This window comes from Paenibacillus sp. MER TA 81-3 (assembly GCF_023713585.1).
In the GTDB taxonomy this organism is placed as follows: domain Bacteria; phylum Bacillota; class Bacilli; order Paenibacillales; family Paenibacillaceae; genus Paenibacillus_B; species Paenibacillus_B profundus.
This window is the reverse complement of sequence record NZ_JAMAWB010000003.1, coordinates 381,377-406,949: the sequence shown is the minus strand read 5'-3', so window position 1 is coordinate 406,949 and position 25,573 is coordinate 381,377. Positions and strand designations below refer to the sequence as shown.

Genomic DNA, 25,573 nt, shown 5'->3' with positions numbered 1-25,573 from the left:
CCCCAGCCTGACCATATCAGGCTGGGGCTAGTTTGGAATATCTTTCAAATGAAAACAGGTTGTCGGACTTCCGTACCATGGCTCTTAGCTCCATTCTCCCATTTAGTCAGAAAGGATAACGGCGGGGAGCAAAAACACATGCCCTTTCATATAGATACCGTACCATGAAGCGGTTGATTTGGTAGCGGAAGTTAACCATAGTCATTCTATGGCTTGCCGCCTCCTGAAAGAGAGGGAGAATGAAGCAAAGGAATGAATGAAGCGTACCCCCTCAGTTCTGAACGCATCACTGCACGAACGGAACACGCGGTCGCTCATCTTCAAAAGGCCTCGATAGTGGCTTTTGCATGCTCCGAAGTTACCCAAGTCTGTGCGCCATAGTGGAAATAGAACGTTTCATTTCTCCCGGATGGCAGATGCGGCGTGTGGAAATGGGGCATATAGATTTTGGCGCCTCCTTGGAAATGCAAGCTGTTTATGCGCAGAAACCGATGTTCCGCGAGAAGATTGCCGTATAAGATGCCGCCGCACCAATATATCTTTTTGAAGCCGCCTTGCATTTCAAATCCGCTGCAATGGTGAAGATTGTAGTCGTATAGACCATCTTGATGGAAGCCGAACGTTCTTGTGTTCTCCAGCATATGGTTGTAAAACAGATCGAAGACGATCATGTCGGAAACGGCGGGGTGGCCAAGCTGCTTTGTATGATGGCGCAAATGAGCAAAGCTGTCCGGATCGGCAAACGCGCGCATCATCATATCGCACAATTGTCTCAGCGGGTGAATATGAATGTAGGTCGTCCAGCACAGCTCGAACGGATGACGGCGAAGATGACTGTTCCGCATATCTGCATACAGCATCACATCCGAATCCAAATAATATCCTTCTGTAATCCCGTGCCGGCTCATATAATCCCGCAGCACAAACCAACGTTGGAAACAAAACAGATTATATTCGCGAGTGTTCGGACTGTCGTGTTTATATACGTTCGAAAAATGGGCGGCGCCGGCAAAATAATCGCCGAGGAACGCATGGCGGATATGCGGACCGCCATGACCCCGGTTCGCCGGCTTGCCGATAAGAATGACCTCTGCATGTGGATTGCTGCTTCTCGCTTGCTGCAAGCTGATTGATAAATAGGGCTCATTGCCTCGGTGTATGAAAAAAACGGGAGCAGACATGCCGGTTGTCTCCATTCTCAGTGCTGCAGCTGCGGAACCAACGAATGAAACACGTTCGTCAAGCTGTTCATGACGCGCGGCCAATTGTATTGCTGTGCCGTGGCCATTCCATTCGCTGCTATGAATGCGGCAAATTGCGGATCGGTCAGTATGCGCTGAATGCCTTGCGCGACTCCGGCGGCATCCCCTTTTTCCGTCAGTATGCAATTCAAGCCATTTTGGCAAAATTCTTCATTGCCTTCCGCCTTGGTCGTCACGACCGGAGCCCCGCACGCCATCGCTTCGAGAATCGGGAGTCCGAAGCCTTCGTGATACGATGTTTGTACGAATACACCGCAGTTGGCGTACAGATATGCTACATGCTGATCGTCCGGATGGGAAAAATGGATTTGCGGGATACCGTCGATATAGGGGGGCTCTACGCCGAAGGTGACCAGCGATGCTTGCGGCAGCTTGGCGCATACGTCCTTGACCGCGTGAACCGTGATGTCGAAGCCTTTCAAATGCTGGCTTCGCCGGCTGCAGGCAAGAATACGGAGCGGATCGTAATCGTGAGTGCGGTTCGGCTTATACAAGTCGAAGTCCACCGCTATGGAGATATTGCTGGCATGCCGCTGAAACCGTTCAAGCAGTTGTCCGGTCGTCCAGTCGGCGATGGTCATCATGTTCACCGGCACCCGGTACGTATTGCGCACCCGCTCCTGCATGTCATTCCAGTTCGGGTAGTAGCTTTCCTCTATATCTTGAACAAGGTACAACGGTACACCGCTGCCGCCGCGTCTTCGGTCGCAGCTGTGCCAGACGACGGCCAACGTTTTCCACCAGGTGGCGATTTTGATGCAATTCATTCGTCTTAACGTGCGCAGCATGGCCGGATAGCTAGGAAACCGCTGCACGGCAATCTTCAACGGAAACCAGGCAGGCTGTTTGTCAAGCGCGAACAAATGAACCTTTACGCCCTGATCATGCAAGCGATTTACCTGTTCCAGCACATTCCGGATGCCGCCGGACAATCCGGTCAGCTCAAGCACGTACACGACTTCCAACGGTGCAGTCATCGGACGTTGCTCCCTCCCCATTTCATCCAAAATTTTTTTCTTGCCTCCATCTCTTTTTGCCGCCAATACCGATTCTTGTTATTTTTATTTGTGCCTCTCGTATAGCCTTCAAGATGAAGGGCGCAAGCCGTTCCGCAATAGACGACACGTATACCTTGCTGTTTGGCGCGATAACAGAAATCGACGTCTTCGAAGGCAATGAAGTATTCTTCCGACAACAAGCCGATTTGGGCAAAGATCTGTCTGCGCACGAGCATTAGCGCGCCGGTGACGGCATTCAGGTCCTCGACGGCCAAGGCGGGCGGGAAGTCGGCCGCTTGCCCCCGAAAGCGGTGATCGAAATGGCCTTTATGGGTCGGGACCACACCGCCATGTTGAATCGTCAGGTTCGGGTATAAGAGACGGGCGCCGACAATGCCGATGTCTGCAGAGCTATGCATCGTCAGCAGCATATGATGCAGCCACCCTGGTTCATGAAAGACGACATCGTTGTTGACGAGCAGCACGAATTCTCCCTGCGAGTGTTGAATACCGAGGTTGACCGAACGGCTGAAGCCTTCGTTGCTTGGCTTGGCGATAACATGCACATTGAGGGGGGCCGCCCAATCCGCCAGATTCTGCTGAATATGGGGTGGACTCCCGTCATCAACTACAATGAGTTCATACGGCAGATCATGGACGCTGTTGATGAAGCTGTGTAAGCATTGTTTCACCAGTTCGGTATGATGGATGGTCGGAACAATGACGCTGATCATGGCGCTGTAATCTCTCCTTTTAGTGCGTGTTCGAACAACCCCTTTTACCGGGCGGATATTTCCTGCAGGCGCTGCAGCATGCGGGCAGCGCTCGCTTCCCACGCAAATTGCCCGCTTACCGTCTGCCGGCCAAGGTCCGCTTTGGCCGCGGCTTCTTCCCGGTGGACGTAGACGTGGCGCATCAATTGCCGCAAATGATGTTTATCCGGAACGGCCCAGAGCAGCCTTGAGTTCGTCTGATGTGAGGGGACGAACCTTTGCACGGCGATGAGATAGCCATTCATATCGTTCACGAAGTCCAGATGGGCAGACCAGCGGGTCGTAATGACGGGCAAGCCCGACGCCATCGCTTCCATGACGGTCATGCTCCAGCCCTCGCCGCGGGTGGCGAGGACATAGCTGTCCGCACTGTTATACAGCATGGCCAACTCCTCTTCCGTCCAGCTATGGATGGCTGACAGCAGGATGACGGACGATCTTGCCCGCCCTGATGTCTTGAAGGCGATGGAATCCACATATGCCCGCTGTCTTCCCATCTCCTCTTCGGAGGAGGCTCGCGTTTTGATGATGAGGCAGACATCCTCTGATTCGGAAAACTCTTCAAAAAAGGATGTCAGCAAAATATCGATTCCCTTGCGGTTATCGAACGAACAGACTGACAAGAAGGCATAGTCCCGTCTGCCTGGAACGGGAAGGGATGGTTTGCCCGGGGAGTACATGAGCGGATCGATGCCGTATGGCATGACCCGGATTTTATGCGCCGGGACGCCGGATTGGATGAAGGTGTCCCGGTTGAAGGTGGACGGCACCCAGATCTCATCCATGCTGCAGCATCGCCGCACCCAAGTGAAAGGGAGACGGTTGCATTCGAACATCGTCATGCCGATCGTGAATTGCTGCGCATTATTGACGAAATGGATGGCCGGGTAGTGGACCATAACCGTATGATGCTGCGGCAGAGGAGTGTGCATGAGCGCGTGCAATTCGGCCTCAACGGAAGGGGATAGCGGCACTTTGACGACTTCGGGATGAATGGGGGAGAATTGGGGACGCACACCTCTTTTTATAAGTTCCAATAAAATATGCCGGTTTGCTTTCGCATAACCTGTCGGTTCGAATACGGTCCCGATGTTGCGGATATACATCTCGCCGTTCATGTGCTTCCTCCCCTCAAGACGGCCAACAGTCTATAAAAATATGCGGTAACCTTGTTGATTCAGCTGTTCTACAACTTTTTTAATATCTTGGGTTCGTTCTTTATGGCAGACGAGCAGGACGTCATCGGTTGCGACGATGACCATATCTTCGACCCCTACCGTTGAAATCATTTGATTCGAAGTTCCATAGATGATGCAGCGGTTCGTATCCAATCCTTGATAGAGCCCGTGTATGACGTTGTGCTGCTCATCCGGCTGCTCCGTCCGTTCCAGTGCGTTCCAATTGCCCAGATCGTCCCAGCCGTAATGGACGGGAATCATATAGATGGATTCACATTTCTCGATGACGCCGTAATCGATGGATTGCTTGTTGAGATTGCCGTACAGCATTGCAAGCGTCTCTGAGCCGTCAGTCGGGTTGCGCATGAAGTCTTTCATTTCCATTAATATATCGTGCAGATCGGGCAGATGAAGCTTCAGTAAATGCATAATGGTGGACGCTTTCCAGATGAAAGTGCCCGTGTTCCAATAGTGGCATCCGTCAGAAAATATTTTTTGCGCTACGGACAGATGAGGCTTCTCGATAAATTTTTCCACGGCCGTTATTTGTTCCGCCCTTTGTTCTCTGGCGCATTCCTCTGCTGAGTCGGAGTGATCGGTACGAATACGGATATATCCATAACCGGTTTCCGGACGGGTCGGCCGAACGCCCAGCGTGACGACGCACGGCTCCTGCTCCGCTCGCCGGACAGCAGACTGCAGTGCCTCATGGAACGCATCTGGATCCGATATATAATGATCGGAAGGCAAGGTGATAAGTACCGGATCCTCATCGGCCATCAGCATGTGCAGCGCGGATAAACCGATGCAAGCGGCCGTATCTCTGGCCATCGGTTCAATGATAATGTTTTGTGGAGGGAAGCCGGGCAGCTGTTCCCGGATTAGCGGAACGTACTCTTCCAGGGATACGATGTAAATATGTTCAAGCGGTAAGTAGCGCAGCATGCGCCGCAGGGTGTCGGCAATCATGGATTGGTGGTGAAGAATCGGCAAAAATTGCTTTGGGCAGTGCGAGCGGCTAAACGGCCAGAACCGAGTCCCTTTTCCCCCAGCCAAAATAACAGCCTTGACTGTTGTAATGAGAAACACCTCCTGAAAAACAGACAATGATGACAGAAGAGAATTATTACTACATATGAACAACGGAGAAAAAAGGGCACGGCGCTTGACGGAGTGTGGGCGCTAAGGGCGGTGATTTATTCGTTTGGAAGGCTCGTTAATTGTCCATGATAAAAGGTAGAGTAGATTTCTGGGCGGCAATGCTATAGTCTTAAAAATAGAGATATTTTCGAGAGAGACAACAAGAGGTGAGTGGCATGCAAGATATTGCATTGGAGCAATGTTTGTCATTGCGTGATAATAAGGCGACGCTGGTCGACGTGCGTTCGCCCGGGGAATTCAAGGAGTTTACAATTCCGGGGAGCATCAACATTCCGCTGTTCTCCGATGAGGAGCGGGCGGAAATTGGCACCATCTATAAGCAGGTTAGCGTGGAGGCCGCGAAAGAACGCGGGTTGGAAATCGCATCGGCCAAGCTTCCTGCATTGTATAAGCAGTTTAGGCAATTGGATGGTCCGATTGTAATCTATTGCTGGCGCGGCGGCATGCGCAGCCGCACGATGGCTACCGTCATGACGCTGATGGGCTTGAAGCCCTATCGTCTGTCCGGGGGGATTCGTTCTTACCGGCGCTGGGTGCAGGATTCGTTGGAACAGTATGAAATGAACGTGCCCTGCGTCGTGCTGGCTGGCCATACGGGGACGGGAAAGACGGATATGCTTCGGCGCTTGCATTCTGAAGGTTATCCCGTATTGGATTTGGAGGAGCTGGCTGGCCATCGAGGCTCGGTGTTCGGACATATCGGACAGGCGCCGAATAATCAGAAGATGTTCGACGCGCTGCTGTTGGATAGACTGATGCAGCTGGAGTTGGACAATGCCGCTTATGTGCTCTTGGAGGCGGAAAGCCGCAGGCTCGGCAAAATCATGCTGCCGGAGTTCCTTATGCGTGCCAAGCAGCGTGGAATCGTGTATGATGTGCATTTGCCGCTGCCGGAGCGGGTGAGCAATATTGTGGCCGACTATGAGCCGTCCAAGCACCCGGAAGCGATTCGTGAAGCGTTTGCGCGCATTCAGCGCCGGATGCATACGCCTGGAGCGCGCGCCGTTGCCGACGCGCTGCGATTGGAGAATTACGGGGAAGCGGCAGCGCTCATGCTCGAGCATTACTATGATTCCCGTTACGACCATGCTTCCGAGCTATATGACGGATCGGTCCACAACATTGAAGCGGCAAACGTCGGCGAAGCCCTGCAGATCATTAAGAAACAGCTTTCTAAATAAGTGCTGAAGTATGATGAAAAATATGTAACGAAAGAAAGAGGTAAGGGCGGCTCCTTAGCTCTTTTTTATTTGGTCTGGAATTTTGTTCGAATTAGGTGAAGGAGAAGCCGGTTATCCTTGTAAGCGCGTCGATAAGATCCTGCGCCGCCTTATCCGGCGAAAAGTGCGTCAGAGTATGCTGCATGACAATTTGCCCTTTCACGGCTGCTTCTGCGTAATTTGTCATGACGTGCCGCATATTGCTTCGCAGCGAGTCGATCGATGCTTCCGCCCACAGCTGATCGCTTTGATACCCGTAATAATAAGGCTGCGGCTTCACAGGGACGAGCTGATACGGAATCAAGTAGCTGTTATGCTCATTCAAAAAATCCGCATGGCCTCCCCATCCGGTCACAATGACCGGAATTCCTCTCATGGCCGCTTCCAGCACCGGATAACCGACGCCTTCCCCTCGGCTTGGCAGTACAAAAGCATGGCTGCTCCGATACAGCGCATCCATCTCCATCTCGCTGCGCAGTTCCAAATCAATGTACACCGGAGCAGGAATATGCGCCAGCATTTGTTCTTGCTTCAACTTCTCCACTTCATGAAAAATGTCTGCGGAGCCCGCCGATTTAATAATCAGGCATACCGGATCGGCAGCCGTAAATTCGTGCCAGAACGCCTTCAACAGCAGGTCGATGCCTTTGCGATCAATCCAGGAACAGACCGACAGGAATCGGAACGGAGGCAACTGGCGCACATAGGAAGGCGTAGATTCAAGAGAGGGTGGATGATACGGTTCGGACAGGCAGGGACGGACGTAAAATAACGGCACGGTGACACCGGAACGGTGAAAAACATCGATATTGTGAAGACTAGGCAACAACACGGCATTCATCTGGTTCGCATGCCTGACCCAGGTGTCCGGTATTTTCGATGTTTCCCAGTACGTGAATCCGAACGACGGGCGCAGCTTCTTTCTCCAGAAGTCGGGGATGTAATGAAAGATGCTTACCCGCTGCGCCGCTCTTTTCCGCTTGACCCGCAATTGTTCCAGCACCGTGCTTTGGTCAGGGGGGAGCTCGACATGGGGGAGTCCGGGATAGGTCTCTAGCTTGACGTCTGCCCCGCGCGCATGCAAGGCGAGCACGTACTGTCTTGCTGCTTTGGCATACCCCGTGGAGTCAAATACATTTCCATGCCATATGATTTGCACCATCTTCATACCCTCCTTTTATCTCATCTATATTCATCTTCTTGGCGTGAAATATCTCTGCGCTCAGGACATCGCAATGAATCTTCCGTGCGCGCGCCGCATAATCATTAGGGGATCGCATAATCAGCCGTTTGTAAATGCTTCAAGGGAGAGTTGAAAATGAGAATTATGATTTGGTGTGCCAATTTGATTTCCGCGGGCGGCGGGGCAAGATTATTGTCCAATTTATTGCCTGCGATGGCACGGCAGGAAGATATTGATCTGGTGAGATTAGTCATATCCTCTGAAACGAGATTCAAAGAAAGAATCGATATTACGGGCTGCCCGAATATCGATATCGTTTATTTTGGCGGCAGCATTCAATCGCCTGAAGGAAGTGCGCTGCTTGCAGATTGTCATGTTGTATACTTTTTCTGGCCGCATGGCCCTGAATATGTCAAGGTGCACATTCCGGCGATATGCACGTTTCACGATACAACGGTGATGGATTTCGTCCCTCATTATTTGACGGGTGCTGTCGTTCAACAGTGCTGGCGTATATCCAAAGTCTGGATAGACAACATGACGTCCGTCGTCGTCTCATCTCATCACGTAAAATCAAGATTGATTGAGCATTTCGGGCCGCAATGCAATGAAGCACATGTTGTCGAGCATGCCATTCTGCCGTCCGCAAACTTAACGAGTGCTGCGGTAAGCGCAGATTTGGCACTACGTCTTCCACAGGAATACGTGGTCTACCCAAGCAATGTGTCACCGCATAAAAATCACTATAATCTGCTGCTGGCCTATTCCAGATTTACCGAAAGCAGCAAAGTTCCCCTTGTCTTGTTCGGCTACAATACGGAGTTGCTGCACAGTGTCCCCCCACATTGGCCAGATCATTTATATATTCCCACACTCATATCATTAATGAACCGGATCGGGCTGCGTCTTGACGAGGATGTGTATCCGATGGGATTCATTTCAGACGCAGATGTCATTCCGCTCGTGAGGAATGCCCAAGCCCTAGTTATGCCGAGCCTATCGGAAGGCGGCGGAAGCTATCCGGTAGAAGAAGCGTTGCGATTGGGAGTCCCGGTACTCTGTTCCGATATTCCCGTCATGCGGGAGCATCTGGCAAGGCACAGCGCCGACATCGTATGGTTCGACCCGGAATCGCCGGATTCGATTGCACAGGCTCTAAGTCGGTTATTTGCCAACTACGCGCATTATAAGGCCTCTGCCGTAGAAGGCATGAACGATCCGTCGGAATCATGGGATGATGTGGCAAAAAAATATATTCATGTATTCCGGCTGGCATACATGAAGCATTATGGCATGGTATGAGCCGTTCAAGCGGCCATTAGTTCGTACCGGCGACGTGCTGTATTAAGGCGTAATATTCATATGCGGCATCTGTCCAGCTGCGCTGCATCGCTCCGCTAATCGCTGCCTGTTGCCGGGCCAACAGATTGTGGCGGTACGTCCACAAGCCGCGAATGGCCGCTTCCATTTCTTCGATGGAGTATGGGTTGAACGCCAGGAATGCGCTCATATCTGTAATGATCTCGTTCGTAACCTCAAGATTGGCTGCCGCGACAGGTGTGCCCATCGTCAATGATTCCAGAATGGGGAACGGACAGCTCCCTTCGAACAGCGTCGGGACGATGGTTCCCAGCGCGTATTTGTAAAGCGAGGGCAGATCGGATTTCGGAATTCTTCCTATAAACATGATGCTGCTCCGAATTTCTTCATCTGCAACATGCTGTAACATCTGCATGACTTCCGTCTGCTTCGGAGTGTTCGTCAACTGATCGGTGAATACGAGGCGCAATCGGGAATGATAACCGTCAAATGATTGTCTGAATTTGATAAATGCGGCAATTAGCCGCTCGATGTTTTTATGAAGGCGAAAAACAGTCGGAAACACAAGGTAGTCTAAATATAATTGGTATTTCATTCTAAATTGGGCTTCGTCGATGAAGCTGAAGGTCTGGTACTCATTGTTTGGCGGGGCCAACCGGATAACATGTGTCTTCTCGGCAGGCATTCCGGCGACACCGATGGCATGATGCGTCCGGACATAATTGGAATTGGATACGATGGCGGCAGCTTTTTTCAATATGTGATAGCCATTACGGTCAACCCGATGGCAAAATTCAGGATATATTGTAAAATACAAGTCTTTGAATTGATGATGAACCAAATCATGCAAACATACGATATAAGGCTTCTTTAAAAACATCGCCAGTTCAAGTGAAACGATAGGCACAATCCAGACCTCCGCCGGAACGCTGGTATTGAACGATTCGATATTGTTTGATTTGGTGATATGAAGCCGTCCGGGGAAGTGGGACTTTAATAAAGCGAATGTATTTTCAGCATCCATATAGTTGTAATCTGTGGCGGCGATATGGATGTGCACATCTGGTCTGTTGATTAAAAACCCCTCAATTAGCCGGTAAAGAAAGCGTCCGATTCCCTCACCGTCCAAGGCAAGGGGATGAGGATAAGCTAAAAAGATGCCGATATGATTGACGATCCGATGTCCCGATGGAAGAGCTGCAATCCCCGTATCGACCATCCGCCAGTCGTCTTGTACAGGAATTTGCGGCAAAGACAGCAATTGCTGGCATTCCGCTGACGTAAAAAATCCGTGAAGCAGATTTTTCTTCTGCATGCCCGCCAGTAAACTGTGCAGGTGGCCTTGCATTCCTTGCGTATCTGGATTGCGGCATAACAATTCATTGTACAGCGAATGAACGAAAAAAAACGGCTCAGAAGGATAAAAGCGACGTAAGATGCTTGCGGCTGTCTCATCATGGAGATGAATGAAGCCGGCAGGCGGTTGATGATATAATCGTTCCGCCTCCTCGCTGCACATCACATGGACCATCAGCGTCTGTTTGGTCTGCCGCATAGCCAGCAGTTTCATATAATGCTGATATTCCACCTCACTCGGCACCCGGTGGAGGAACTGCCGGTATACCTCTCTGATGAAGTCCAATCCTTCGAGCCTCAGCATGGCGTGTATGAAATGGATGACCCGATAATGCTGTGCCAATAACTTTTCCTCCTCAAGCGGTAGGTTACAACACATTTTTTAGCGTCCGGCAAATGAACCGGATATCGCCTTCGGTCAGTTCTCCGTGACTCGGAAGATTGATGCCTTGGGACGCAATGCGGTTGGCTACTGGAAAATCAGTAAATGTCAGACCTTGTTTATACGGTGGAAGGATGTGCATCGGATAGAAGAACGGCCTCGTCTCAATGCCATTGTCTTTCAAGCATTTCATGACCGAGTCCCGCTGCAGTTCCGTATAGCGATTGAGCACGACGCTGAACATCCAGTATACATTTTTGGACCATATTTTCTGAACCGGAAGGGTCAGTCTATCGTCATCTTGGAGATAGTCATAGTAGTGCATGGCGACCCGGATGCGCTGCCGGATGTGCCAATCGATATTTTCAAGCTGGGCGCATCCGATCGCCGCTTGAATGTTAGTCATCCGATAATTGTATCCGATAACGGGATGCCAATATTTTTTGTTTTTGTCGATGCCTTGCCCCTTCAGCAGCCTGACCTTTTCGGCGAGATCGTCATCATTGGTCGTTACGACGCCGCCTTCGCCGGTCGTAATGATTTTATTTCCGAACAGACTGAATGTGGCGGTGTGTCCCAGCGACCCCGCCATTTTTCCTTTATATTGAGCGCCAATGGCCTCGGCAGCGTCTTCGATGACGAACAAATCGTGCTTTTGCGCGATATGCATGATGGGATCCATATTGGCGGGATGTCCGTACAAATGAACGGCAATGATTCCTTTCGTGCGGGGCGTAATCTTGCTTTCAATGGCGTCGGTGTCTATATTCCATGTCTCGGATTCCGCGTCGACGAACACAGGTACCGCTCCGCAGTATGTTACGGCATTTGCCGAAGCCACGAAGGTAAGTGTCGGAACGATTACTTCATCTTCCGGTCTGACTCCGTGAGCCATCAGCGCCAAGTGCAGGGCAGTCGTGCCGTTGCTGCAGGCGATCGCGTGCTTCGTCTGACAGAAAGCAGCGAATTGCTGCTCGAATTGATCCAGATACGGGCCGTTGGAAGAGATCCATGTCGAATTCAAACAGTCCATGACATATTTCTTTTCGTTCCCATTCAATATGGGAGTCGCAATGGAATAATATTTGTTCATGATTTTCCCTCCAACTTTCCTGTCTGCGCATTAGTACGGTTCATGACGTTGGTTAATGACGCGGGCCGGCACGCCGACAGCGAGGCATCGATCCGGAATATTGCGGATGACGACTGAACCTGCGCCGAGTACCGACCAGGCGCCAATGGTTATGCCATCGATGACTTTCGTTCCCGTACCTAAAAAGGCCCCATCTTTGACGTGCACATTCCCGGAGAGACTGCTTCCCGGCGCCACATGGCACGATTCTCCGATGACGGATTCATGGTCGACCGTTGCTCCCGTGTTGATAATGGCATTATCATGGATGTGCGCTTCCGCATTCAACACGGCATGAGGCATGACGGCAATACCCGAGCCTAGCTGGGCCGAAGGGGACACATACGCAAATGGACTGATGGCATTAATCAATGTGAATCCGATGTCTTTTGCATGACGTGCCACCTTGTGCCGGATTCGGTTGTCGCCGATCGCCACAAATGCGTGGCGGACGCCATGATCATATAGATGCGGCAAGATAGAATCATCGCCCAATACAGGCACGTTCAAGGCTGTGCCCATTCCCGTGGCGGCCGTACATCCCACCATCTCTATCATGGGATTGAAGCCTAGCATATCAATGATAACTTTGGAATGTCCGCCTGCGCCAATGATGACCGTCTTCTGTCTGCTGGACACGAATCATTCCCTCCTGACAATCGCATGTCGTATTGTAAGTTATGATTGAAGCGATGGGACGATGTAGGCAGAATAAATAGTTATTATAAAATGGGTGAAAATAGATGGTGATAAGGAAATAAAAAAGATGGCGTCTAGCGGCATCAATACAAAAGCAAAGAAGTAGGTAAATGATAATGGCAGAACAATATCTCCGAGTTATATGATATAGAGTTCCTATTAAAGAGAGTGGATGTGAGATTTATGGAGAAGAGGGAATTCCAACCTACGATCGCTCTTGATGCAGGGGTGAACTACGGGGGGGTTTTATTTTAGAAAATACTATGAAATTTGAATATAAGCGTTACAAACTAGTGTTGGAACACTGTCTATATAAGTTGAACGAAAGAAGATAGCATTCAAAGTCGAACGCATAGGCGGTCAATGATTGCATGAGGGGACTTCATGATTTCATCCATAAACTGCCCGACACGCAGACGGATTTCGGAAACGGTGGAATAAACCTCTTGTCAAAAAAATCTTGAGATAAGTCCAACACCTTCAAGGTCACTTTCTCGCTGGCCGCTTCCGTATGAACCGGGATCATCAGGAGAAGGACTTCTGCAAATTAGCATCCATGTCATCAGCTTTCTTTTCAATTCCAACTCCTCCTTCTCATTATATAAAAGCAAGCAACCACGTTAAGGTATCATACACATTGTCCTGCCCGGTAGGGTCAAAATGTCCTGAAGTTGGAAGGTTGGAGGTCAGGGCAAAGAGGAGATGGGCACGCGAAACGAGCCCGATGCGAATCCGCACCGGGCTTATTCCAATAGAGATTAATGAACCCCGTTATTCTCTTCCGTCCGGGCATTGAACGAATCAAGCTCCACCTGGCCTCGTGTCTGAATCTTCTGTACGGCCTGATCAACACTTTGCTTGTCCGCGATAATCGCTTCGAGTTCTTCCCTTACGATCTCTGCGAACGATGTCTGGAATTCAGGCGGGACTTGGCGGATTTGACGCAGTTCTTCTCCGCTCTGCGGTTTGACTGAATAGAATACCTCAATATCTTCATGATTGAAGCGGTCTTTATTATATGCGGTACGCGCCAGCAGATTCCCTCCGCCTTTGGTACGAGATTGAGCTTTTGCCCATTCGTCGTTGTTGATGAACTTCACAAGCTCCCAGGCAGCTGCCTTGGCGGTAGAGTCGGCCCCGATGCCATACGTTTCATACACAGTGATCTCGTTCGCGGATTGCGGATTGACGGGATCGATCGGAACCGGCACCATTCCCCAACGCAGTGGCTCCTGCGAGGAAGGTGAAGTTTGCATGGTGTGGTTCTTGTCTTCCAACAAACCCATTCTATAATCCCCCGAGACGATCATGGCGGCCCTGCCCGATACGAACAGATCATTATCCGGCGTGATGCTTTGACCAATCGTCAGCTTTTCAGGAAAATAGACAGCATTGGAGGTCATGCTCCGCACCGTTAGCTTCGTTATCCGCCGCCAGCCGTCCGAGTCGAACAGCAATCGTGTCCCTGAAGCATCAATTAATGCGATCTGCTCGGTCTGGGCGATGCGATTCATGAGGCCAAATATAGAATCTTCGGCAGCGAATTCCTCAGCAAACCCGTATATGCGTTCTTCCGGGGAACCTCCAACCGGGAAGTGTGCAGCTAAATCAAGCAATTGTTCCCAGGTCATCTTATCCTGGGGCGGCGTAACCCCGTACTGCTCAAATAAGTCCTTGTTGTAGTATACGGCCGAGCTTACGAATGTGGGGGACAGTCCGTACAGCGTTCCGCGGCCCTGCATTTGAATCGCATGGAGAACTGGGGGGTAAATCCCGTCCAGCGAAAACTTGTCCCGTTTCGTCCATGGTCCCAAATCAATGAGCTTACCCGCAGCCGCCACCGCTTCTAATTCGCTGCCGCCACCAATTCTGAGAACATCAGGCCGTTCCTTCGCGATATGGGCAAGCAATGCCTGCTCATTCTCTTCTGCTGTTAGATTGGGATTATACTCCCGATTCTCGACGAAGTGAAAATCGACATTTGGATATTTGAGTTGAAACTCCTTGCCGAACCGATTATAGAAGTCCTCCTCTCCCCAAGCGTACATAAGTTTTAAGGTAATCGGCTGGTTCGGATCGAAGGGCTCGGTTTCCTTGTCGGCACAGCCTTGCAGCAGCAGGATCAAGCCGAGGAGCAGCCATGCGATGTTCGGTCCGCGAAGCAGATCTTTCATGGCTTATTTTCCTTTCTTGGCCCATGCTTTATCTAGTTCTGATTGTGCTTTCTTTTGAAGACTGGCTAACATGGAATCAAGGCTCTGTGTGCCCTTCAAGACGGATTTGAATGCTTCGCTTCCTTCTTTATAGACAAATTCGCTAATATTGGGAATGTTCGAATCATCCTTCTCTTTGACCGGAGCCAACTTGTAGAGGCCGCTAAGATCGACTTTATTGCCCCACTTCTTGCAGCATTCGTTGGTCGGCAATCCACTCCCCAATTCGCCATCCTTCATGTACCCTTTGGCAAAATCGTCACTGTTGACGAACTCAATGAACTTCCAAGCCGCATCCGCATGTTTCGACTCCGTGCTAATGCCGAACATATGATTTGCTCCGTATGCCGAACTTATCGGATGAGCGGAATTCACCGGCTCCGACACAACTCCCCATTCGAATTTGATGTTTTCCAACTTAAACCCGATAAAAAAAAGTGGGTTCCCTACCGTCATGGCAGCGTCGCCTGCTAGAAAAGCCTTATTTTTCGTGGTAATTGCCTCTTTCTTGGCAGCTTTGACCACCATGTCGAATATTGATTTCCATTCCTTGGTATTGATCGTTATGTTCTTGCCGCCCTTGTTCTTATCCTGAAATGTCAGCTTATACGAGCCTGCGATATCAGAGGCTGCCAAAGAGAATAAGTCATTGTTATATTGAAATCCTGGAGAGCCGGCTTTCTCCTTGAATTCCGCGGCTAACTTCAACACTTCCGCCCAACTCATTTCGTTTTTCGGGTACTTAATCTTGTATTTATCGAATAGGGTTTTGTTATAAAATAGGCCATTCACCATAAATGTCGGCGAAAGCGTGTATAGTTTTCCATTTACTTTCATGGAATTCACAATATTTTGATTCAAATTGGCCAGCTTGATGGATTTGGATTGGGCAATGTACGGCCCTAAATCGACGAGCTTGCCTTCGGCCACATATTCGTCCAAGCTAAGCTGATCGGGCACCAGCAGATCCGGCTTTTCCTTATCCTCCAGCTTACGTAGATCATCACCCCCAAGCAGTGATTTCCCCTTTTGTATCGGGATGACCTTAATTTGAATATTCGGGTATTTGGCCGTAAACGCATTTCCAAACCTCTTGTCAAAAAAATCTTGAGATAAGTCCAACACCTTCAAGGTCACTTTCTCGCTGGCCGCTTCCGTATGAACCGGGAGCATGAGCATAAGAACGCTGCAAATTAGCGTCCATGCCATCAGCTTTCTTTTCAATTCCAACTCCTCCTTCTTCTTGTATAAAAGCTAGCAACCACGTTAAGGTATCATACACATTGTCCTGCCCGGTAGGGTCAAAATGTCCTGAAGTGGAAGGTTGGAGGTCAGGCAAAGAGGAGATGGGCACGCGAAACGAGCCCGATGCGAATCCGCACCGGGCTTATTCCAATAGAGATTAATGAACCCCGTTATTCTCTTCCGTCCGGGCATTGAACGAATCAAGCTTCGCCTGGCCTCGTGTCTGAATCTTCTGTACGGCCTGATCAACACTTTGCTTGTCCGCGATAATCGCTTCGAGTTCTTCCCTTACGATCTCTGCGAACGATGTCTGGAATTCAGGCGGGACTTGGCGGATTTGCCTTTGTTCTTCTCCGCTCTGCGGTTTGATTTTATAGAATGCCTCAATCTCTTCAGGATCGAAATGGTCGTAGCGGTCTTTATTGTATGCGATACGCGCCAGCAGATTACCCCCGTCTTTGGCACGAGATTTAGCTTTTGCCCATTCATCGCCGTTGATGAACTTCACAAGCTCCCAGGCTGCTGCCTTGGCGGTAGAGTCAGCCCCAATACCGTACATTTCAAGCACAGTGATCTCGTTCGCGGATTGCGGATTTACGGGATCGATCGGAACCGGTACAACTCCCCAACGCAGCGGCTCTTCCGGGGGAATGGAATTTTTCCTGATTTGGTTTATAACTTGCAAGTCCGCCGCTATAGAATCGCCCATGACGACCATGGCGGCTCTGCCCGCTAGGAACGGATCATCGACCAGCATCCTGCTTAGATCAACCGTCACTGGAAAATAGACAGAATTGGAGTTCATGCTCCGCACAGTCAGCTTCGTTATCCGCTTCCAGCCGTCCGAGTCGAACAGCAATCGTGTCCCCGAAGCATCGATCAATGCGATCTGCTCGGTCTTGGCGATGCTCTCCATGAGCACAAATATAGAACTATCACTAGAGAATGGCTGAGTAAACCCGTATATCCGTTCTTCAGGGGAACCATCAACCGGAAAGCGCGCAGCTAAATCAAGCACTTGTTCCCAGGTCATCTTATCATGGGGCGGCGTAACCCCATACCGCTCAAATAAGTCCTTGTTATAGTATAGGGCAGAACTCATAAATGTTGGGGACAGTCCGTACAGCGTTCCGCGGCCCTTCATTTTAATCGCGTCAATAACTGGGGGGTAAATCCCGTCCAGCGAAAACTTGTCCCGTTGAATCCATGGCGCCAAATCAATGAGCTTACCCGCAGCCGCTACCGTTTCGAATCTGAAGGGACCAAGTTTCAGAACATCAGGCCGTTCCTTCGCGATATAGGCAAGCAATGCCTGTTCATTTTCTTTTGCCGTTAACTCGGGATTATACTCCGGCTCCTTGATGATGTGAAAATCGACATTCGGATATTTCAGTTGGAACTGCTCACCGAACCGATTATAGAACTCTTCCCCTTCCCAAGGGTACATGATTTTTAAGGTAACGGGCTTGTTCGGGTCGAAGGGCTCGGTATGCTTGTCGGCACAGCCTTGCAGCAGCAGGATCAAGCCGAGGAGCAGCCATGCGATGTTCGGTCCGCGAAGCAGATCTTTCATGGCTTATTTTCCTTTCTTGGCCCATGCTTTATCTAGCTCAGACTGTAATTTCGTGTGAAGTCCGGCTAACATGGAATCAAGGCTCTGTGTGCCATTCAAGGCGGATTTGAATGCCGCATCCCCTTCTTTAAGATAAACTTGCCAGATATCCGCTTGGTTCGGATCATACATCTTTTTGATCGGAGCCAACTGGTAGAGGCCGCTAAGGTCGACTTTATTGTTCCACTTCTTGCAGCATTCGTTAGTCGGTACTCCGGACATAAATTCGCCATCCTTTAGGTACCCTTTGGCAAAATCGTCACTGTTGACGAACTCAATAAATTTCCAAGCCGCATCCGCATGTTTCGACTCGGCGCTAATGCCGAACATATGATTGGCTCCGTATGCCGAACTTATCGGACGGGCAGGATTCACCGGCTCGGATACAACTCCCCACTCGAACTTAATGTTTTGCGGCTTAAGCGAGTGAAGAAGGTATGAATCAGATACCGTCATTGCCGTGTTGCCTTTGAGAAAGGCATCTTTATTCGTCGTAATTGCATTTTTTTTGGCAGCCTTGAGCACCATATCGAAGATCGGTTTCCATTCCTTGGTGTTGATCGTTATGTTCTTGCCGCCCTTGCTGACATCTCGATATGTCAGATTATAGGAGCGTGAGATTGTGTCGGCCAAAGAGAATAAATGATGGTCATAATCAAACCCTTCAACCTTATCCGAGCCCGCTTTCTTCTTGAATTCCGCGGCTAGCTCCATCACTTCCGCCCAGCTCATTTTGTTTTTCGGGTACTTGATTTTGTATTTATCGAATAGGGTTTTGTTATAAAATAGACCTTTGGTCATAAATGTCGGCGAGAGCGTGTAGAGTTTGCCTTTTACTTTCATGAAATTCACAATATTTTGGTTCAAATTGGCCAGCTTGATAGATTTGGATTGGGCAATATAGGGCCCTAAATCGACGAGTCGGCCTTCTGCCACATATTTTTCCAAGCTATCCTGATCGGGCAGCAGCAGATCCGGCTTTTCCTTATCCTCCAGCTTACGCAGTTCATCACCCCGAAGCACCGCTGTCTTTTTCTCGTTCAGTGTCGGAATGACCTTGATTTCAATATTCGGGTATTTGGCCATAAATGCATCCCCGAAGCTCTTGTTAAAAGATTCTTGGGAATAGTCCAATACCTTCAAGGTCACTTTCTCGCTGGAAGCATCCGCCTGACCCGGGAGCATGAGCAAAAAAAAGCTGCAAATGAGCGTCCATGCCATCAGCTTTGTTTTCAATTCCAACTCCTCCTTCTTCATAAGCCTTGTTTTCAATTCCAACTCCTCCTTCTTCTTGTATAAAAAAGCACGACCACGTTAAGGTAGCATACGGATTGTCCTGCCCGGTAGGGTCAAAATGTCCTGAAGTTGAAAGTTGGAAAAGGTCGTGACTCCCAGAGCTTTCTTTTTCCGTCTTTTCATGGTACATATGAATAGAAATCTATTCCAACACAATAATCTATCTATTCTATTGGGGTTGTTTTTAATGAATTTGAATAACAAACGCGTTTCTAAGCTGGACGGGCTAGTGCTCCTGGTACGCATCTTATTTTTTGTGTGGACTCTTCTTCTTTTAAAAAATGAATATTTGGGATCTTTTCTTACCATTGATGCCATCCTATTCATTGTGTTATATCTTCAAGTTCCTATTATTTTGCTAGCATTTCGTTATCAGGCGTATATCATTGCCGATGTATTGATTACAGGCGGATTTTCCATCTACACCGCTATAGATCTCGGTTTTTACTTCATGTTCTTTCCGGCAGCGTTCACGATGGGGTATTTTCATAGAAATACGAAGAACTGGGTTGTGCCTATGCTTGCCATTGCGACTCCTCCTGTGGCAGCATGCTTCTCGCCGGATGCGTCTTGGGGAGCATCTGTGTTTGGCACTTTGTTTTTAGCGGCATGTTTCTACTTCATTGGATTCGGTTTGCGCAAGCTCGGAGATATTATACGCACGGCCAAGCGCAAACTTACCGTCATTGGGGATCATTACGAGATTATTGAACAGCACCCGTTTCAGACGGAACGGACGCTGCGCTTGGAGGAGCGCTGCCAGACCGCACGCGAGACCACGAAGAAGGTCTGTCACCTTCTTACGATAGCAGGGTCTGAGTTGGATGCGCTTCGCCAGCATGTCACTTCAGTAGACGGCATGAAGCGCTTAGAATCGCTGAGAGCATCCATCGTGGCAGAGAGGGATCAGCTTCATGATCAGTTGCGGAGTCTGGAGCAGCCGGGATATGACCTGCCGCTAGAGGACTTTATTGAAGCGGTCGCAGACGATTGGAGCAGGCAAGAGGGCGTTCCCGTATCCTTCCGGAAGCTTGGCAGCGCATATCCGGTCGATCAGGACACGCAGCAGTTATTGTACCGCTGTGCATGGGAGGCGTTGGCCAATGCCTGTTGGCACGGCCGAGCTGGTTCTATTCACATGACCCTGCAATATGCCCCAACGCACATCACGCTGCAGATAGAGGATAATGGAAAGCGGCTCGATTGGCTGCCATTCGGCTCGGATCTGTCTCCTGTGAAAGAGCGTCTGAACAAGCTGGGAGGCGATATGCATCTTTATGCCGGTGTGGACGGAGGAACGATGATGACCGTAACGGTACCGAGCGAAGCGGCAGCTCCCGTCGAACGGATTGAGATTGTAGTGATGGGAGATTCTCCTGCATGGCGCGAGCATGTCGTGAACCTTTTGAACGAAGAACGGGATTTCCGGGCGATCGCGGCAGATCATGAGGCTCAGGCCGGAGAAGTCGTGAAGCATGCACAACCGGATATTATACTGCTGTCCGTACATTGGGATGGAACAGACAGGAGAGATTGGATAGGGCGCATCCGGGAAAAAGGGAAGGGAACAGATACCCGCGTTATCGTTATCGTTAACGAAGGGGAGGAACGTATAAAGGCGGTTCAGGCGCTGCGCTGCGCGGTTGACGGATATGCATCGCAAGAGGCTGGCGCGAAGGAACTCGCCGCTACCATTCGATTCGTGCATTGCGGCGGCAGGATGATCCCGGAAGGAGGGCATGAACCGGTAGGCCGGCACAGCGGAGGCGCACTCGCCCCATCCGTTCGCGTATCAGGCGAGAATCCGTTCTCGTTGACAAGCCGGGAGATGGATATTATGAAGGGATTAATGCAAGGGCTTCGTTATAAAGCCATTGCGTCCCGGCTGCATCTGTCGGAACGCACGGTGCGGAATTACATGCCTTCTATTTATGCGAAGCTGAATGTAAGCAACCGTGATGAGGCGGTGGAGAAGGCAAGGAAGGAATCGTTGATATCGTGAAGGCAGGCCTATGCGCAAATGCATAGGCCTGCTGTTTTGGATCCACGGAATGCCATCGAATGGTCATGATGCCGAGCGGGAAGGACGCTTCTTCGCCTTGCGGGCCGCTGGCAGGTTCGTGACGATGCCGCCGCCGAGGATGGCGATGCCACCGAGCACATATAGGCAGCCGTTTCAGCTTCCGCCATAGTTGAGAAGCGCTTATGCTCTTGAGACCAAGCAGGTCTTGAAATTCAGGATTAGCCGCTACATGCTCTGACATACCTTTGTATTGTATGAGTCTCGTTGCTGGAGCTGTGCCTCTACAAATAGAAATCTCCTTTGTTGAGGCGTTTTATGGATAACGCTAAGGGTAACTCAACAATAGGAGATTTCTTTATTTTTGTCCACAAATATTGTTCAATAAGTTACAAATATAGAGACTTATGGGATAGAAATTTTCGTGAAAAGATTGATGCAACGCTAGTGGTAATTTTGCAGGAATTCCATCGAAAATGTGCTTATATGGCGTAAATTGATGCAGCTATGCAGGATTTTCGCTTATCTGGACCAACCGGACTAGCTGAAACATCTGAATTAACCGGACTAGCCGAACTTTACACTAACCAAACTATATAAGTTGAACGAAAGAAGATAGCATTCAAAGTCGAACGCATAGGCGGTCAACGATTGCATGAGGGTACTTCATGATTTCGTCCATAAACTGCCCGACACGCAGACGGATTTCGGAAACGGTGGAATAGAACACATTGTTGATCACACTGGACTTGAGCCATTTCCAGAGTCCTTCCACGATGTTTAACTGTGGGCTATATGGTGGCAGAAATACAAGCTTAAGCCGATTATTCTGTTCTTTCAGAAACGGCTGAAGCAGCTTTGCATGATGAATCCGGGCATTATCTAACACAAGAACAAGTTTCCCCGTCGGATAAGCCGCGAGGATCTTCTGGAGAAAGGCAAGAAAAGTTTCAGCCGTATAGTGTTCGTCTTCTTGCCAACGATTCGTCCCGTCTCATACGCTCAATTTTTTGATGAGGGGGGCTGATCCGACTTATATCCCAGCCAGTTCAAGCACTTGCCGCAGCTTGTTGATATCAACGATCATATTGTCCAATCCTCCTATATGTCTGGGCGGATATCCGATATCGCATACGATTTCGTAGTAGTCTAGCTGCGCATGATTGCTTATCTTCCAGAAGTAATCATCCGCCACGGTGTGCGGCGTGAGCTCCACGATGTTCGTTCCGGGATTGCAAAAAGCGAAATTAATGTTTCCGCTCCCGAACGGAGCGACAATCGCGTGTGCAGACGAGTAAATGGCTACTTTGTCTTGGGTAGTCAACGGAGTGAGCACGATACGTGTGAATCCTTTTGCGCGCAGCATATTCATGACTTCGTCTTCATTCAGGACAAAGCGCGCATTCGCATCTTGCCGGGTTACATATATTCGCTCGTAACCGTTCACGGGTTGAACTGAATGGTTATCCTTCAATCGATGTCGTATAAATTGATAGGCCCATCTAGGACTCTTGCCCAATATCCAAGGCACTGCGGGGACGACCAACTTGTCTGCCATAAGATGAAAGTCATTCTTGTCCACTTGTATCAATTTATCCATTGGAATACCGAGCATATTCAAGGACTCATATTGAAAAGGATGGGTCAGTTTGCCGATTAAGTATTTATCGATTGCGATCCCGCTCTGTTCCACCAGATGAATGCGCGGTAAAATATCAAAAAACCAATGGCCGAATACGGCTTGGGTGTAACCGACTTCGGGAATGTTCCAACCCCATATGAGGGTAGCCACGGTCTCAGCCCGATATTCCGGGAAGGGCAATTCCTGAATACCGTACGGGTAGTTGTATTCTACATCGAGCAGCCGTTTATTGTCAGGTGTGACGACATAACAGTTCCCCGTAACGACGCGTCCGTTCGGTATAACGGCCACGAAGGCTTCGTCGAAGCTGCATAACGTAGGCCAACGGGTAGAGTCCAAGCCTTTGGGGGCCTGAAGCTGAAGCATTTCTTTCGGGTATATTACCTTGTAAACGTCCTCCAAGCGGTAATTGTTGCTTAACGCATAAGTTATAGCCCAGTCGATCGTTTTTGCGTAGAACTGGTCGGGGATTGGGTACATTTCTCTTCCCTCCGTTAATAGACTCGTTGTCTTACTTTGCGGTGAGCTTTGTTCCCTCTGTTGTGCTGGGAGGGCAGACCGGCATGCATCATCGGGACTACAGTCGTCTTGGCAGTTGCGATAAGGATATTCTTTCTAATAACCCTATGAAGCTTACGAAATTAAGATATTCTATGACCGTTCCGAGAACGGGGGGACGGCGTATAGAATACAGAGACATACATTTCTCGGATGGATCTTGGCTCTAATTTGGGTTGGAAGATAGATTTGGCTTAGGTGGTAGCACACGATGGCAGTCTATTTCACTCACGCAATCATTATAATTTTCATACACTGTCTAGAAACGGATATGAAAATGTGATTGGCGAGAAAGGGGAAGAAATTGTGGGTGATTTCGTAAAGTCTTTCCATCATCATTACTTTGATAGTGAAGTATGGTTGGACACATATTGGTTCGGGCACCGCGTACTTAAATGTCCGCTAGACTTATTTAACTACCAAGAAATCCTGTTCCAAGTTAAACCTGATGTGATAGTCGAATGTGGAACAAATCAGGGCGGAAGTGCTTTGTTTTTAGCAAATATGTGCGATCTATTAGGCAAGGGCAAGGTGATTACGGTAGATATACAGGAAATGGAAAGACCCGAGCATGGCAGAATTTCTTATCTATTAGGAGATACGACCTCTACTGAGATTGTTAACAAAATAAAGGAATCAATATTACCTAGTGATGTCGTATTAGTCATTCTCGATTCCGATCATACAGAACCGCACGTGCTTCAAGAGATGAGACTGTATTATGGGCTAGTATCGGTTGGAAGTTACCTGATTGTAGAAGACACCATCATCGGGGGAAACCCAATCGCTCCTCACTTGGCCCCTGGACCCATGGGAGCCGTGCAACAATTTTTGACGGAGAACGACCAATTCATAGTGGATGAAAGCAGACATAAATTCCATCTTACATTTAATCCGAATGGTTATTTGTTAAAAGTAAAATAATGGGCAAGACGATGGAATGAAACACTACTCATAGTTTTTTCCTATAAAAATGATAGCTTTTATATCTTAGCCAACCTCTTTCATTTGTGTTACAACTGAAAGTAACGACAATGAACGAGGAGTGACAGACATGGCAGAAGTGAAGAAGATCGCCATTATCGCAGGCGACGGCATCGGGCCGGAAGTCGTCAAAGAAGCGGAAAAAGTATTAAAGCGTACGGAGGAGTTGTTCGGGTATTCGTTCGAAACGAGCCACAGCTTATTCGGTGGTATTGCAATCGACGAGAAAGGAACCCCGCTTCCGGAAGAGACGCTTGAGAAGTGTAAGCAAGCGGATGCCGTCCTGTTGGGCGCGGTAGGCGGTCCGAAATGGGATAGCAACCCGAAGGAGCTTCGGCCTGAGACCGGGCTGCTTGGCATTCGCAAAGCGCTCGGGTTATTCTCCAATATTCGCCCGGCAGTCATCTTCGACTGCTTAAAGGATGCGTCTACATTGAAGCCGGAGGTGCTCGAGGGAACGGACCTTATCGTCGTGCGTGAGCTGACCGGCGGCATCTACTTCGGCGAGAAGTTCCGCCGCGAAGGGGAACACGGTCAGGAAGCGGTCGACACGTGCGTATACAACGTGCAGGAAGTGGAACGCATCGTGCGTCAAGCGTTCGAGATTGCTCAGAAGCGCCGCAAGAAGCTGGCCTCGGTCGACAAGGCGAACGTGTTGGAGACGTCCCGCCTCTGGCGCGAGACGGTGAACCGCATTGCTCCAGAATATCCAGATGTGGAGCTGGAGCACGTGCTGGTCGACAACTGTGCGATGCAGCTTCTGCGCCGTCCGTCGAGCTTCGATGTCATCGTGACGGAGAATATGTTCGGGGATATTTTGAGTGACGAAGCGGCAATGCTGACGGGCTCGATCGGTATGCTGTCCTCGGCTTCGCTAGGAGAAGGCAGCTTCGGGCTGTACGAGCCGGTGCACGGCTCCGCTCCGGATATCGCGGGTCAAGGCGTGGCGAATCCGATAGCGACGATTCTGTCCGTGGCGCTCATGTTCCGCCTGACATTCGGATACGAAGCAGCGGCGCAGTCGATTGAGACGGCTGTGAAGGAAGTGCTAGACGCAGGACACCGTACAGGGGATATCGCAACAGACAAGTCGAAGGCGCTCGGCACGACGCAAATGGGCGATTTAATCGTAGCCGCGATGAAATAGGCTTGATGATAAAGGTCGGAGCGTTATGCTTCCGACCTTCCAATCGTATGTCACGAATACCCTGAATCGGTATTTCACCGTAAAGCCTGCCCCGTTATTATCCATCGAAACCATCCTAGTTCGAATTCCTGCCGCAAAAAAATCTGGAAGATATACTTGAATCCATGAACTATAATGTGCCTAAATCCATGT

The 25,573-nt window shown here is 49.6% G+C and carries 21 protein-coding genes and 1 pseudogene; 6 read left to right on the top strand and 16 right to left on the bottom strand.

Annotated elements, in window-relative coordinates; genetic code table 11:
- Window positions 1–320 precede the first annotated feature (320 nt).
- The 5 genes from M3650_RS05955 to M3650_RS05935 are packed head-to-tail and all read right to left on the bottom strand — an operon-like array spanning window position 321 to window position 5,318.
- Entirely contained in the window at window positions 321–1,181 is an 861-nt protein-coding gene (locus tag M3650_RS05955; RefSeq protein WP_251573193.1) for a hypothetical protein, read from the bottom strand.
- Between the two features lie 17 nt (window positions 1,182–1,198).
- Entirely contained in the window at window positions 1,199–2,239 is a 1,041-nt protein-coding gene (locus tag M3650_RS05950; protein ID WP_251573192.1) for a glycosyltransferase family 4 protein, read from the bottom strand.
- Entirely contained in the window at window positions 2,236–2,994 is a 759-nt protein-coding gene (locus M3650_RS05945; RefSeq protein WP_251573189.1) for a glycosyltransferase family 2 protein, read from the bottom strand. The genes M3650_RS05950 and M3650_RS05945 overlap by 4 nt, the downstream gene beginning before the upstream one ends.
- Window positions 2,995–3,038: 44 nt before the next feature.
- On the bottom strand, window positions 3,039–4,151 hold the full coding sequence (locus tag M3650_RS05940) for a glycosyltransferase family 4 protein (protein ID WP_251573188.1): 1,113 nt from the start codon (window positions 4,149–4,151) through the stop codon (window positions 3,039–3,041).
- Between the two features lie 30 nt (window positions 4,152–4,181).
- The gene (locus tag M3650_RS05935; RefSeq protein ID WP_251573186.1) at window positions 4,182–5,318 is read right to left on the bottom strand and encodes a mannose-1-phosphate guanylyltransferase; all 1,137 of its coding nucleotides are present in this window, start codon (window positions 5,316–5,318) and stop codon (window positions 4,182–4,184) included.
- A gap of 209 nt (window positions 5,319–5,527) precedes the next feature.
- On the opposite strand from M3650_RS05935, the gene mnmH reads away from it, so the two are divergent.
- Entirely contained in the window at window positions 5,528–6,553 is a 1,026-nt protein-coding gene (gene mnmH / locus M3650_RS05930; protein WP_251573184.1) for a tRNA 2-selenouridine(34) synthase MnmH, read from the top strand.
- Between the two features lie 91 nt (window positions 6,554–6,644).
- Here mnmH and M3650_RS05925 read toward each other — a convergent pair whose 3' ends face one another.
- Complete coding sequence (locus M3650_RS05925) at window positions 6,645–7,754, bottom strand: glycosyltransferase (protein WP_019421419.1); 1,110 nt, start codon at window positions 7,752–7,754, stop codon at window positions 6,645–6,647.
- Window positions 7,755–7,910: 156 nt separating this feature from the next.
- On the opposite strand from M3650_RS05925, the gene M3650_RS05920 reads away from it, so the two are divergent.
- Window positions 7,911–9,077 (top strand): glycosyltransferase, encoded by a 1,167-nt coding sequence (locus M3650_RS05920; RefSeq protein WP_251573182.1) that lies wholly within the window; start codon window positions 7,911–7,913, stop codon window positions 9,075–9,077.
- A gap of 16 nt (window positions 9,078–9,093) precedes the next feature.
- Here the strand turns inward: M3650_RS05920 and M3650_RS05915 are convergent, their stop codons facing one another.
- From M3650_RS05915 to M3650_RS05885, 8 genes are all read right to left on the bottom strand, one after another.
- Window positions 9,094–10,794, bottom strand: coding sequence for a DUF4214 domain-containing protein (locus M3650_RS05915; protein ID WP_251573180.1), 1,701 nt, complete (start codon window positions 10,792–10,794; stop codon window positions 9,094–9,096).
- A 25-nt stretch (window positions 10,795–10,819) separates the two neighbouring features.
- A complete protein-coding gene (locus M3650_RS05910; protein ID WP_251573178.1) occupies window positions 10,820–11,926 on the bottom strand; it encodes a DegT/DnrJ/EryC1/StrS family aminotransferase in 1,107 nt (368 codons plus the stop codon).
- A 30-nt stretch (window positions 11,927–11,956) separates the two neighbouring features.
- On the bottom strand, window positions 11,957–12,604 hold the full coding sequence (locus tag M3650_RS05905; protein WP_251573176.1) for an acetyltransferase: 648 nt from the start codon (window positions 12,602–12,604) through the stop codon (window positions 11,957–11,959).
- Window positions 12,605–13,113: 509 nt separating this feature from the next.
- On the bottom strand, window positions 13,114–13,242 hold the full coding sequence (locus M3650_RS31820) for a hypothetical protein (RefSeq protein ID WP_285848324.1): 129 nt from the start codon (window positions 13,240–13,242) through the stop codon (window positions 13,114–13,116).
- Window positions 13,243–13,422: 180 nt separating this feature from the next.
- Window positions 13,423–14,838 carry an ABC transporter substrate-binding protein gene (locus M3650_RS05900; protein WP_251573174.1) on the bottom strand — a complete coding sequence of 472 codons (1,416 nt, stop codon included), beginning with the start codon at window positions 14,836–14,838 and terminating at the stop codon, window positions 13,423–13,425.
- Window positions 14,839–14,841: 3 nt separating this feature from the next.
- A complete protein-coding gene (locus M3650_RS05895; RefSeq protein ID WP_251573172.1) occupies window positions 14,842–16,101 on the bottom strand; it encodes an ABC transporter substrate-binding protein in 1,260 nt (419 codons plus the stop codon).
- A gap of 178 nt (window positions 16,102–16,279) precedes the next feature.
- Window positions 16,280–17,695, bottom strand: coding sequence for an extracellular solute-binding protein (locus tag M3650_RS05890; protein WP_251573169.1), 1,416 nt, complete (start codon window positions 17,693–17,695; stop codon window positions 16,280–16,282).
- A gap of 3 nt (window positions 17,696–17,698) precedes the next feature.
- A complete protein-coding gene (locus tag M3650_RS05885) occupies window positions 17,699–19,006 on the bottom strand; it encodes an ABC transporter substrate-binding protein (protein WP_251573167.1) in 1,308 nt (435 codons plus the stop codon).
- A gap of 379 nt (window positions 19,007–19,385) precedes the next feature.
- Between M3650_RS05885 and M3650_RS05880 the strand changes: the two genes are divergently transcribed.
- Both M3650_RS05880 and M3650_RS05875 read left to right on the top strand, forming a co-directional pair.
- Window positions 19,386–21,032: a helix-turn-helix transcriptional regulator gene (locus M3650_RS05880; protein ID WP_251573165.1), complete on the top strand. Its 1,647-nt coding sequence runs from the start codon at window positions 19,386–19,388 to the stop codon at window positions 21,030–21,032.
- 10 nt (window positions 21,033–21,042) lie between these two features.
- Window positions 21,043–21,222 carry a hypothetical protein gene (locus M3650_RS05875; RefSeq protein WP_251573163.1) on the top strand — a complete coding sequence of 60 codons (180 nt, stop codon included), beginning with the start codon at window positions 21,043–21,045 and terminating at the stop codon, window positions 21,220–21,222.
- 450 nt (window positions 21,223–21,672) lie between these two features.
- Here M3650_RS05875 and M3650_RS05870 read toward each other — a convergent pair.
- Together M3650_RS05870 and M3650_RS05865 are read right to left on the bottom strand one after the other, a co-directional pair.
- Window positions 21,673–22,023, bottom strand: a pseudogene (locus M3650_RS05870) (IS630 family transposase); the annotation flags it as partial.
- 60 nt (window positions 22,024–22,083) lie between these two features.
- Window positions 22,084–23,172, bottom strand: a complete 1,089-nt coding sequence (locus M3650_RS05865) for a glycosyltransferase family 61 protein (RefSeq protein ID WP_251573161.1) — start codon at window positions 23,170–23,172, stop codon at window positions 22,084–22,086.
- A gap of 357 nt (window positions 23,173–23,529) precedes the next feature.
- Between M3650_RS05865 and M3650_RS05860 the strand changes: the two genes are divergently transcribed.
- Complete coding sequence (locus tag M3650_RS05860) at window positions 23,530–24,174, top strand: CmcI family methyltransferase (protein ID WP_483311727.1); 645 nt, start codon at window positions 23,530–23,532, stop codon at window positions 24,172–24,174.
- 130 nt (window positions 24,175–24,304) lie between these two features.
- Window positions 24,305–25,381 (top strand): 3-isopropylmalate dehydrogenase, encoded by a 1,077-nt coding sequence (gene leuB / locus M3650_RS05855; protein ID WP_251573159.1) that lies wholly within the window; start codon window positions 24,305–24,307, stop codon window positions 25,379–25,381.
- Window positions 25,382–25,573 lie beyond the last annotated feature (192 nt).